Origin of the sequence: Sphaerotilus sp. (genome assembly GCF_041083715.1) — a bacterium.
Classification (GTDB): Bacteria; Pseudomonadota; Gammaproteobacteria; order Burkholderiales; family Burkholderiaceae_C; genus Sphaerotilus.
The window spans coordinates 1-11,562 of sequence record NZ_JBFPGY010000094.1 but is presented as its reverse complement, the minus strand read 5'-3'; the positions used below and the strand labels follow the sequence as shown (position 1 = coordinate 11,562).

General features: G+C 68.5%; 7 protein-coding genes. 2 read left to right on the top strand and 5 right to left on the bottom strand.

Features of this window, described 5'->3' with window-relative positions; translation table 11 throughout:
- Positions 1-106: 106 nt before the first annotated feature.
- Genes AB3X43_RS04625 through nirB form a run of 4 tightly spaced genes read right to left on the bottom strand, consistent with a single transcriptional unit; the run spans position 107 to position 6,653 of the window.
- Positions 107-871 carry a YoaK family protein gene (locus AB3X43_RS04625; protein ID WP_369428703.1) on the bottom strand — a complete coding sequence of 255 codons (765 nt, stop codon included), beginning with the start codon at positions 869-871 and terminating at the stop codon, positions 107-109.
- Positions 872-917: 46 nt separating this feature from the next.
- Entirely contained in the window at positions 918-3,752 is a 2,835-nt protein-coding gene (locus AB3X43_RS04620) for a nitrate reductase (RefSeq protein WP_369428702.1), read from the bottom strand.
- Positions 3,753-3,780: 28 nt separating this feature from the next.
- Positions 3,781-4,128, bottom strand: coding sequence for a nitrite reductase small subunit NirD (gene nirD / locus AB3X43_RS04615; RefSeq protein WP_369428701.1), 348 nt, complete (start codon positions 4,126-4,128; stop codon positions 3,781-3,783).
- 53 nt (positions 4,129-4,181) lie between these two features.
- Positions 4,182-6,653, bottom strand: a complete 2,472-nt coding sequence (gene nirB / locus AB3X43_RS04610) for a nitrite reductase large subunit NirB (protein ID WP_369428700.1) — start codon at positions 6,651-6,653, stop codon at positions 4,182-4,184.
- An 81-nt stretch (positions 6,654-6,734) separates the two neighbouring features.
- Between nirB and AB3X43_RS04605 the strand changes: the two genes are divergently transcribed.
- Complete coding sequence (locus AB3X43_RS04605; RefSeq protein ID WP_369428699.1) at positions 6,735-8,459, top strand: bifunctional protein-serine/threonine kinase/phosphatase; 1,725 nt, start codon at positions 6,735-6,737, stop codon at positions 8,457-8,459.
- Between the two features lie 6 nt (positions 8,460-8,465).
- On the opposite strand, the gene AB3X43_RS04600 is transcribed toward AB3X43_RS04605, so the two are convergent.
- Positions 8,466-9,725: an MFS transporter gene (locus AB3X43_RS04600; protein WP_369428698.1), complete on the bottom strand. Its 1,260-nt coding sequence runs from the start codon at positions 9,723-9,725 to the stop codon at positions 8,466-8,468.
- A 267-nt stretch (positions 9,726-9,992) separates the two neighbouring features.
- On the opposite strand from AB3X43_RS04600, the gene AB3X43_RS04595 reads away from it, so the two are divergent.
- Entirely contained in the window at positions 9,993-11,267 is a 1,275-nt protein-coding gene (locus AB3X43_RS04595; protein WP_369428697.1) for a type IV pili methyl-accepting chemotaxis transducer N-terminal domain-containing protein, read from the top strand.
- The last annotated feature ends 295 nt before the right edge of the window (positions 11,268-11,562 follow it).

Below are 11,562 nucleotides of genomic sequence, written 5' to 3'. Positions count from 1 at the left end.
TGAGAAGTGCAGGGCGCGGACGGTGCGCGCCGGGTCCTGGTAGACGTAGGGGCGGACGTGGTCGTCCGTGGGTTCGTCGGTGGGTCCGGAGATGTCGGGCATGGGTTCAGCGGGGCAGGCGGGCCTGGGTGATTCGGTGCAGATCCCCGGCCAGCGCCGGCGTGGCCATCGTCGCCAGCAGTGCCGCCAGCGGAATCGTCGCCGAGAAGCCCAGCGACCGGAAGGCCAGCGCGCCCACGATGCCGCCGCTGAAGAACAGCGCCAGCACGGTGGCATGGATCCACATCTTGTCGCGGTTGGCGCGCACGTACATCGGATCGTCCGCGTCGCGCTGGCCGTTCCAGTAGAGCAGTCGGCCCAGCTCGATGCCGAGGTCGGTGACCACGCCGGTCATGTGGGTGGTGCGGATCTCGGCATTCGAGATCTTGGTGATGATGGCGTTCTGCAGGCCCATGATGAAACACAGCAGCAGCACCGTGGTCGGCACCAGCAGCGCCTTGAAGTTGTGCAGGTTGGCGCCGAGCAGGCCGAAGAGCAGCAGCAGTCCCGCCTCCAGCAGCAGCGCCAGCGCGTACTTGCCGTGGAGCTGGCGGTGGCGGCCCCAGTTGATCAGCAGCGCGGTGGTGGCCGCACCCGCCACGAAGGCGCCCAGGGCCACCAGCCCCGCCATCGCCAGCCCGATGCTGCCCAGCGCGAGGTCGTCGGCGATGCCGGAGATGATCCCGCTCATGTGCGAGGTGTAGCGGGCCACGGCCAGGAAGCCGCCCGCATTGACCGCCCCGGCGACGAAGGCCAGCACGCCGCCCAACTGCCGGTTGGTGGTGCGGGTGCGGTCGCGGCCGGTCAGGCGCTGGAGGAACTGGAGGGCCATGGTGGAGCCGGTCACTGTAACCGACGCACACGCCTCGGCCCGATGGTCACGCCGTCGCGGTCGTGCCCGCCACCGCCGCCTTGGCCATGCCCCGCAGCACGGGCAGGCAGGAGCCGCAGTTGGTGCCGCACTTCAGTGCGCCCTGCAGGCTTGCCAGCCGCTCCTCGGTGTTGCCCTGGCAGCGCGTCAGCACCTGCACGATCTCCGGCTCGGTGACGTTGAAGCAGGTGCAGACCTGCTTGCCGCGTTGCTGCACCGGCACGGGCGCGGTCGCGCTGCCGGCCAGCAGCGCACGGCCGTAGGACTGCGCGGGCAACTCGTCCTGCAGCAGTGTCTTGATCCACGATTCCGCCCGTGTGTCACCGGCCAGCAGCACGCCGCGCAGCAGCCGGTCCGCGCCGTGGTTCTGCATCTGCACGGCACGGTACTGGCCGCGCTGGCGGTCGTGGTAGACCAGGGTGTCGTCACCGGTCAGGCCCAGCAGCATCTCGATCTGCTTGACCAGTTCTTCGGGCATCGGTGCCGTGGCTGCCGCGCGCCAGACCAGTCCGGCCAGTCCATCGGCGTGCGGCTCGCGGCCGAAGGGCAGCACCATCGCGTAGCCGAACTGCGGCATCAGCGCCTTCAGCGCCTCGCGGGCCCTGAGCGCCTCGGCCTGCGCCAGCCATGCCAGTCCCAGCATCCGCCACGGCAGCTTCACCGGTTCGATGCGCACGGCGGTGTGCTTGAGTTCCGGCTGCTTCGAGGTCGGGCAGAACGCGGGCAGCGTCACGCCGTTGATGCCCAGGCGCGCCACGCCCTTGTCGTCCGTGCCGCCCAGGACTTCCTCGCCCCAGTGCATCGGGATCGAGACCTGTGTCGGCGCGACCGCATCGGTCATCTGGATCGGCAGCACGAGGCTTCCCCGCCGCGAGCGCACCTCCACCAGCTCGCCGTCCTTGAAACCGCGCCGCGCCACGTCGGTCGGGTGCATCTCGACCACGGGTTCGGCGATGTGGCCGAACAGGCGGCCGAGCGTGCCGGTGCGGCTCATGCCGTGCCACTGGTCGCGCAGGCGGCCGGTGGTCAGCGAGAACGGGTAGCGCGCGTCGCGCGGCTCGGCCACCGGGCGGTACTCGGCGGCGGAGAAACGGGCGCGGCCGTCGTCGGTCGGGAACACGCCGTCCTCGTACAGGCGTGGTCGGCCGCTGGTCGCGCCTTCGGGCATCGGCCACTGCTGCGGTCCGCTGCGCTCGATCAGGCCGAAGCTCAGGCCGGTGATGTCGAGGTCGCGGCCGCGGGTGGATTCACGGTGCTCGTTCCACACCGATTCGGCCGTGTCGTAGGGGAAGAGGGTGGTCTGGCCGTTCAGCCGCTCGGGCAGGCGCGCTTCCAGCCGGCGCGCGATGTCCACGCCGATCTGCCAGTCGTGGCGCGTGCTGCCCGGCGCCTTCACGGCGGGGCGCACGAGGCTGATGCGGCGCTCGGAGTTGGTGACCGAGCCGACCTTCTCGCCCCAGGTGGTCGCCGGCAGCAGCAGGTCGGCGCAGGCGGCGGTTGCGGTGGTCGAAAACGCCTCCTGCACGATGACGAACTCGGCCCGTTCCAGCGCGCGGCGCACCATGGCCTGGTCGGGCAGCGACTGCGCCGGGTTGGTGCAGACGATCCACAGCGCCTTGATCTGGCCGTCGGCGGCGGCCTGGAACATCTCGATGGCGCTCTTGCCCGTGGCGGCTGGCACATCGGCCACGCCCCAGAGGCGGGCGACTTCCGCGCGGTGCTGCGCATTGGCGAGGTCGCGGTGGCCGCTGAGCAGGTTGGACAGGCCACCGACCTCGCGCCCGCCCATCGCGTTGGGCTGGCCGGTGAGCGAGAAGGGGCCGGCGCCCGCCTTGCCGATCTGGCCGGTGGCGAGGTGCAGGTTGATCAGCGCCGCGTTCTTGTCGGTGCCGGCGGCGCTCTGGTTGAGGCCCTGGCAGTAGAGCGACAAGGTGGTGCCGCTGCCACGCCGGTCGCTCTGCGCGAACCAGCGCGCGGCCTGAACGAGGTCTTCTTCCCGGATGCCGCAGACGCGGGCGGCTTCCTTCGGTGTCCAGGCCCGCACGGTGTCGCGCAGCGCGTCGAAGCCGCTGGTGTGGGCGGCGATGTAGGCCTGGTCGACCAGCCCTTCCCACAGCATGACGTGCAGCATGCCGTGGTAGAGCGCCACGTCGGTGCCGGGCTGGATCTGCAGGAACAGGTCCGCCGTCTCCGCCGTCTCGGTGCGGCGCACGTCCACGACGATCCAGCGCTGGTCGGGCCTGGCCTTGCGGGCGTCCTCCAGCCGGCGGAACAGGATCGGGTGCGCCCAGGCCGTGTTGCTGCCGGTGATGAACACCGTGTCGGCGTGGGCCACGTCCTCGTAGCTGCAGGGCGGGGCGTCGGCGCCGAGCGTGCGCTTGTAGCCCGCCACCGCGCTGGACATGCACAGCCGCGAGTTGGTGTCGACGTTGTTGGTGCCGAGCAGGCCCTTGGCGAGCTTGTTGAAGACGTAGTAGTCCTCGGTCAGCAACTGGCCGGACAGGTAGATGCCGAGTGCGTCCGGCCCGTCGCGGCGCACGATGTCGGCCAGGCGGTCGGCGGCGAGATCGAGCGCCGAGGTCCAGTCGATCACCTCGGCCGTGCCACCACGCTGCCGACGCAGGCGCGGTTGCAGCAGCCGGGTGGCCATCGTGACCGGGGCGCTGGCGGTCAGGTGCAGCGTGCTGCCCTTGGTGCAGAGCCGGCCGAAGTTGGCCGGGTGGTCCGGGTCGCCACGCACGCCGGTGATCTGCGTCCCGTCGGACTCGATGATCACGCCGCAGCCGACGCCGCAGTAGGGGCAGGTGGACCGGGTGTCGGTCGTGGGCAGGGGCATGGTCATCGACGGGCCTTGGTGCAGTGGTGCAGTCTCAGGCGAGTTCGCCGATGGCGATGCTGTTCAGCTCCGCCGCGTCCAGGTAGACCTGCCCGCCGACCACCTGGACGGCGAAGCGCGGCGTGCAGCCCTCGTCGGGCGCCTTGGCGCAGCCGCTGTCCAGGCCGATGGTCCAGTTGTGCAGCGGGCAGGCCACGCTCTCGCCGAAGACGATGCCCTGGCTCAGCGGGCCGCCCTTGTGCGGGCAGCGGTCGAGCAGCGCGAACACCTTGTCCTCGCTGTTGCGGAAGACGGCGACATCGCACGAACCCGGCCGCGCCACGCGGCGGGCGCCCAGCACGGGGATGTCGTTGACGGTGCAGATGGATTTCCAGTCACTCATGGGGATGTCCAGTGGTTCTTCGGTTCTTGTCTTGAGGTGTCTTGTGCAGGGGCTCAGGCGACGCTGACCGGCGCGAACTGCCGCGTGTCGACGCTGGCCCTGGCCGATTCCAGCCACGGGTCCGCCGCTCCGTCGAGCGCGAACTGCAACCGCTCCCACAGCGCCTTGCGCAGCTCGGCGTTGTCGATCACCTTGGCCTTCACGTAGTCCAGCCCCACGCGGTCGATGTAATGCACGGTGCGTTCCAGGTACCAGCCCTCCTCGCGGTAGAGCTGCAGGAAGGCGCCGGCGTACTCCAGCACCTCGGCGGGCGTCTTCACCTTGACGAAGAACTGCGCCACCTCGGTCTTGATGCCACCGTTGCCGCCGACGTACAGCTCCCAGCCGGAGTCCACGCCGATGATGCCGACGTCCTTGGTGCCCGCTTCCGCACAGTTGCGCGGGCAGCCCGACACCGCGAGCTTCACCTTGTGCGGCGAGTACATGGCCCACAGCGCGCGCTCCAGGTCCTTGCCCATCTGGGTCGAGTCCTGCGTGCCGAACCGGCACCACTCGCTGCCCACGCAGGTCTTCACCGTGCGCAGCGACTTGGCGTAGGCGAAGCCGGACGGCATGCCCAGGTCGGCCCACACGCCCTGCAGGTCTTCCTTCTTCACGCCCAGCAGGTCGATGCGCTGGCCGCCCGTGACCTTGACGGTCGGGATGGCGTACTTGTCGGCCACGTCGGCGATGCGGCGCAGGTCGGCCGCCGTCGTCTCGCCGCCCCACATGCGCGGGATGACCGAGTAGGTGCCGTTCTTCTGGATGTTGGCGTGGCTGCGCTCGTTGATGAAGCGGCTCTGCGGATCGTCCTGCGCTTCCTTGGGCCAGGTGCTGATCAGGTAGTAGTTCAGCGCCGGGCGGCAGGAGGTGCAGCCGTTCGGGGTCTTCCAGCCGAGGCGCTGGTAGATGCCGGCGTGGCTGACGAGGTGTTCCTTGCGGATCGCATCCCGCACGTCCTGGTGGCTCAGTTCGGTGCAGCCGCACATCGCCTTCTTCTTCGGCGTGGCGCTGTAGTCGCCGCCGGCGGTGAACATGATGAGCTGCTCGACCAGTCCGGTGCAGGAGCCGCACGACGCACTCGCCTTCGTGTGCTTGCGCACCTCGTCGAGCGTGAACAGGCCCTTGTCCTTGATCGCCTTGCAGATCGCGCCCTTGGTCACGCCATTGCAGCCGCACACCTCGTCCGTGTCGGCCATCGCCGCGGCCTTGCTGTGCCCTTCGTGGCCCACGTCACCGATGTTGGACTCGCCGAACATCAGCCGGTCGCGGATGTCGTGGACCTTGCGGCCCTCGCGCAGCAGCTTGAAGTACCAGCTCCCGTCCACCGTGTCGCCGTAGAGGCAGGCGCCGACCAGCTTGTCGTCCTTGATCACCAGCTTCTTGTAGACGCCGCCGACCGGGTCCGACAGCAGGATTTCCTCGAAGCCCTCGCCCCCCGTGAAATCGCCTGCCGAGAACAGGTCGATGCCGGTGACCTTGAGCTTGGTGCTGGTCTGGCTGCCGGTGTAGCGGCCGATGCCGAATTCGGCCAGGTGCGTGGCGCAGACCTTGCCCTGCTCGAACAGCGGCGCGACCAGCCCGTAGGCGATGCCGCGGTGGCTGGCGCATTCGCCGATCGAGTAGATGCGCGCGTCGGTGACGGTCTGCAGCGTGTCGGTGACGACGATGCCGCCGCGTCCGCCGTGGTCGCACAGCAGACCCATCTGTTTGGCCAGGTCGGTGTTGGGGCGGATGCCGGCGGCCATCACCACCAGATCGGCAGGGATCTCGCGGCCGTCCTTGAACTTGACCGCCAGCACGCGCCCGGCCGTGCCGCCGTCCTTGTCTCCGATCAGTGCCGCCGTCTGCGCGCCCATCTCGAACTTCAGGCCGCGGTCCTGCAGCGATTTCTGCAGCAGCTTGCCTGCCACGTCGTCGAGCTGGCGCTCCATCAGCCAGCCGGAAATGTGGACCACCGTGACCTGCATCCCGCGCAGCATCAGCCCGTTGGCCGCTTCCAGCCCGAGCAGGCCGCCGCCGATGACGACGGCGTGCTTGTGGGTCTTGGCCGTCTCGATCATCGTGTTCGTGTCGGCGATGTCGCGGTAGGCGATGACGCCCTCCAGATCCTTGCCCGGCACGGGCAGGATGAAGGGATTCGAGCCGGTGGCGATCAGCAGACGGTCGTACTCGGCCTCGATCGTCTCGCCTTGCGCGTTCACGGCGGTCACGGTGCGGCGGGCGCGGTTCACGTCGGTGACCTTGGCGCCCAGGTGCAGCGTGATGCCGTGGTCCGCGTACCAGCTCAGCGGGTTGAGGATGATCTCGTCGATCGTCTGCTCGCCGGCCAGCACGGGGCTGAGCAGGATGCGGTTGTAGTTGGGGTGCGGCTCGGCGCCGAACACGGTGATGTCGTAGAGATCGGGGGCGATCTTCAGCAGCTCTTCCAGCGTGCGCACGCCAGCCATGCCGTTGCCGACCATCACGAGTTTCATCTTCTGCATCGCGGGCTCCTCAGGAATCAGTAAAACCAGGTATTCGGATTGAATGGCGTAGTGCGTTGTTTGGTACCACAATGCCGAGCGATGAGCTTTGATGTCGACATTGGTTACACCAGCGCCTGCGGATTGCGGGAACACAACGAGGATTTCGCGGCGGTCATGCGCGCCGATGCGCACGAGCCGGGCCGGGGTCTGATCGCCGCCGTGGCCGACGGCGTGTCGGCCGGCGGCCTGGGGCGAGAAGCCGCGCAGACCACGGTGATGAGCCTGGTGCAGGACTTCCACGCCGCACCGGCCACCTGGGAAACCACGGTCATCCTTGACCGTCTGATCGGCGCCCAGAACGCCTGGCTCGCCGACCACAACCAACGCCGCCGCGGTGCAGGCAACGAGCGCCGCGCGGCGCTCACCACCCTCACGGCGCTGGCGCTGCAGGGACAGACCTGGACACTCGCCCACGTTGGCGATACCCGGGCCTGGCTGCTGCGCCGCGGTGAGCTGCTGCAGCTCACCCAGGACCATGCACTCGACCATCCCGACTTCCGCAGCCAGCTCACCCGGGCGATCGGCCTCGATCACACCGTGCGCGTGGACTACCTGCAGGGCGAACTGCACCTCGGCGACACCTTCGTGCTCACCTCCGATGGTGTGCATGGTGTGCTCCAGGCCGATCGCCTGCGGACCCTGCTGGCTGCCGCACCCGCCCAGATCGCCAGTGAGGCGCTGGTGGAGGCGGCACTGGCTGCGGGCAGTCAGGACAACGTCACGGCATTGGTGATGCAAGTTACGGGCCTGGCCCCGATGAGACTGGAGGACAGCCAGGTCCGCGCCCGCCAGCTGCCGGTTCCGCCGCGCCTGAAGGTGGGCGATGCGCTGGACGGCTACACCATCACCGCGCTGGTGGCCGACACCGGCGTGCACCGCCTCTACCAGGCGCGCGACGCCGCCAGCCGCGAGCTGGTGGCCCTGAAGACCCTGCACGAGTCCCGGGCGAGCGACCGCGAGGAGCGCGCCATGCTTGCCCACGAAGCCTGGCTCGGTCTGCGCGTCACGGAACGCGAAGGGCAGGGCTTCGTCCGCGTGCGCGAGGTGCGTGACCCGAGTGCGTTCTACATGGTGTTCGACTGGCACAGCGGCCACACGCTGGAGCAGCAGCTCGCCGGCGAATCCCGCCTGGATGTCACTGAAGTGGTGCATGGAGGGCTGGCCATCGCACGTGCGCTGGGGCGGCTGCACCGACTTGGTGTGATCCACCGCGACATCAAGCCCGGCAACCTGCACCGTGGCGAAGATGGTCAGTGGCGGGTGCTGGATCTGGGGGTGGCGGTGTCGGGGCGCGAGCCGGCCTCGACGCGCAGCCTGCACGCCGGCACCCCGAGCTATATGAATCCGGAGCAGTGGGAAGGCGACCATGGCCACCCCGCCGATGCCGGCAGCGACCTCTTCGCGCTGGGTGTGACGCTCTACCAGTGGCTGACCGGCAAGCTGCCCTACGGCGAGATCGAGCCGTGGCAGACGGCCCGCTTCCGGCGTGATCCGGTGCCGCCGTCACGGATGCACCCGGAAGTGCCGATCTGGCTGGACCATGTCGTGCTCAAGGCGGTGGCGCGTGATCCGCGGCAGCGTTTCGAGACAGCCGAGGAGTTCGCGCTGGCGCTGGAGCGCGGGGCGTCCCGGCCATTGAATGCACCGGGTGGCACTCCGCTGGCGGTGCGTGACCCGGCGCTGCTCTGGAAGGTGGCCTGTCTGATCTCGCTGGGCTTCAATGCCCTGCTGGTGGTCTGGCTGCTCTTCCTGCCGAAGGGGTGAACCGGTTCAGCGGCTGAAGGCGCGGGAGCTGGTGCCCGAGGAACCGACGCTGGTCGGCGTGCTGCGGGCGCGGCCACCCTTCTCGGCCCAGGTGCGCGTCCAGCGGATCTGCACGACACGCAGCATCGCCAGCATGCCCAGCGCCAGCACCGTGAAGGCCACGAAGCCCCACAGGTAGGACCCTGCGTACTGCTTCGACAAGCCCATGGCGTTCGGCAGGAAACCACCGCCGAGCGCGCCGACTTCACCAATCATCGAGCCGGCCACGGCGGTTGCCAGCGGCCAGCGCAGCGGCACGAGCTGGAACAGGGCGCCATTGCCTGCGCCGAGTGCTGCAAAGCACAGCATGAACAGCAGCGTCGTCACCACCAGCGACGAGCCGGCGAACCCGCACATCAGCAGCGTGATCGCCACCAGCACCAGCACGCCCGACAGCGTGTTGATGCCACCGATGCGGTCGGAGATGTAGCCGCCCAGCACGCGCACACCCGAACCCATCAGCGTGGCCAGCATGGTGAGCTGACCGGCTTCGACCTTGGTCACCTTGAACTGGTCGTAGAAGTAGGTCGGCAGGAAGCTTGCCAGGCCGATGAAGCCACCGAAGGTGACGATGTAGATCAGGCTGAACGACCAGCCGTCCTTCTCGAACAGGCAGGAGATGTGTTCACGGAAGGTCTGGTGTTCGCGGTCCGGCGGTTCCTTGGCGGCCAGCAGCATCACCATGAACGGCAGCAGCATGGTGCAGGCGGCCAGACCGTAGACGGTCTGCCAGCCGTATTTCATGGCCAGCGGTGGCGCGAACAGCACGGCCAGCACGGTGCCTGAATTGCCGGCGCCGGCAATGCCCATCGCCAATCCCTTGTACTTCGGCGGGAACCAGCCCGAGCCCAGCGACAGCGCCACGCCGAAGCTCGCTCCGGCGATGCCCAGCAGCACGCCCATCATGAGCACCTCGTCATAGGTGTTCACCATGAAGTAGCCGAAGGCCAGCGCGCAGACGATCAGGCTCATCTCGACCAGTGCCGCGTTCTTGCGGCCGATGTACTGGGCCAGGATGCCCAGCGGAAAACGCATCAGGGCCCCGGCCAGGATGGGCACCGAGACCATGAAGCCCTTCTGGGCGGCGGTCAGGTGGAAGCTTTCGCTGATGAACGGACCCATCGCGCCATTGAGCACCCAGATCGCGAAGCAGAAATCGAAGTAGAGAAAAGACGCGGCCAGCGTGGGCCAGTGTCCGGATCGGAGGAAGGTCTTGAAGTTGGACATGGGGCGTCAGCCTGTGCAGGGGTGGCGCGCGCGCCGGGGAATGGCGCTGACCGGACGCGACGGTGTGTCCGGAGCCGATGGTGCGGTGGATCGGCGTGGTCGCCGCTGCGCGACCATGCGGAAACAAGCACAAAATGTGCCACTGATTGCTCCTCCGGATTCCGTTCTCGGCGCCCCTTCCCATCGGGGTATTCCCTTGGCTGGCCTGAGGTGTGCTTCAGAGAACGCAATGACAAGAAACATGGCCTCCACCTGGCCCTCCCTGACGTGATCAACATCCTCGCCATCGCTCCTGCGCTACCCGACGCACCTACTCTGGTTGCCGACCTCGAATCGAACGGACTGGTCGTCTGCGCACGCTGTCACTGCACGCAATTGGTGCGGGAGGCTGTGCGCCATGCACCGGATCTGGTCATCGTCTGGGAGCCTCACCCTGGCGACGAACTGTTCGAGGCGGTGCGCCTGCTGGAAGCCTCCATGCCCGTGCCCGTGCTGGTGTTCACCAGCGATGTGCGTGCCGAGACGATGGAGGCAGCGCTGGCCGTGGGCATCGATGGCTGGGTGGTCAATGGCTATGCGGCCGGCCGTCTGCGTCCGCTGATCCAGTTCACGGTGGCGCGCCACCGCCAGATGCGCCAGATGCGCGAGGAACTCGGCGACCTGAAGCGCCGCTTCGAGGAGCGCAAGCTGGTGGATCGGGCCAAGGGCATCCTGATGACCGCGCGCCAGGTCAGCGAAGACGAGGCGTTTCGACTGCTTCGTTCCGCCTCGATGCACGCCAAGCAGCGCATCGGCCAGGTCTCTCAGCAAGTGATCGACGCGGCGCACTACGCCGACGCCATCAACCGCGCCGGCCGGTTGCGCATGCTGTCGCAGCGCACGGTCAAGCTCTACGCGCTGGCGGCCATGGGCGTGGAAACGGCTGGTTCGCGGGCGCTGCTGGCCGACTCGGGCGTGCAAATCGAGCAGAGCCTGCAGCTGCTGGACCGCACACTGTCGCGGCCGACCTTCGGTGATCTGATCGACGCGGTGCAGAGCACCTGGACGCAGGTGCAGACGAGCCTGGTCAGCGCGCCGGTGGCGGCGCGCCTCGCGGCGATCGACCAGGACGCCGAGCGTCTGCTGGAGCTGTCCGATCGCCTGACGCAGGCGCTTGAAAACGCCGGGCTGGCACCGACGCTGCATGTCATCAATGTGTCCGGCCGCCAGCGCATGCTCGCGCAGCGGCTGGCCAAGCTCGCGCTGCTGCGTCAGGGGCCGGCGCTGTCGGTGACGGAGCCGCTGCCGGCCGAGCTGGCGCCGACGGCCGAAGCCTTCGAGCGCGGGCTGGCCTATCTGAAGGACATTCCGCTGTCGACACCGGCGATCCGCGAGGCGATTGCCGCTGCCGATCTGCGCTGGCAGGACATGCTCTCCGCCGTGCGCGGTGGTGGGGTGCCTGCGGCGCGGGTCACGCTCGCCGCCGCCAGCGAGGCACTGCTCGAACTCTTCGACCGCCTGACGCGCGAGTACGAGCAGAGCATGCAGTTGCTCATGGGGTGATGCCGGTTCGCCGAACCACCCTGTCTGGGGGCAGGGCGGTGACGGAGTTCACGCCTGGTTGACGCCTGGTTACGTTGTGTGAGTTCAGTCGCAGTCGGTGAGTGGGTGGCCTGCCTATCATGGCCGGATGAACCACCTCGAACTGCCCGTCCCCGTGGCGCTGCCTGCTCTGCTGGCTGGCGGCCTGCTCGATCTGCTGCAGGACGAGGGGGTGCTGCTGGCGCTCAAGGAGGCTGACAGCGGGCGCTACCTGTGGGCCAATGCGCCGTGCCTGGCCTGGCTGGGTGCCGATGCG

What these genes read in the sequence shown, in the direction of transcription:
- AB3X43_RS04625 (WP_369428703.1), bottom strand. Translation starts at nt 871, where the DNA reads ATGGCCCTCCAGTTCCTCCAGCGCCTGACCGGCCGCGACCGCACCCGC.
- AB3X43_RS04620 (WP_369428702.1), bottom strand. Translation starts at nt 3,752, where the DNA reads ATGACCATGCCCCTGCCCACGACCGACACCCGGTCCACCTGCCCCTAC.
- nirD (WP_369428701.1), bottom strand. Translation starts at nt 4,128, where the DNA reads ATGAGTGACTGGAAATCCATCTGCACCGTCAACGACATCCCCGTGCTG.
- nirB (WP_369428700.1), bottom strand. Translation starts at nt 6,653, where the DNA reads ATGCAGAAGATGAAACTCGTGATGGTCGGCAACGGCATGGCTGGCGTG.
- AB3X43_RS04605 (WP_369428699.1), top strand. Translation starts at nt 6,735, where the DNA reads ATGAGCTTTGATGTCGACATTGGTTACACCAGCGCCTGCGGATTGCGG.
- AB3X43_RS04600 (WP_369428698.1), bottom strand. Translation starts at nt 9,725, where the DNA reads ATGTCCAACTTCAAGACCTTCCTCCGATCCGGACACTGGCCCACGCTG.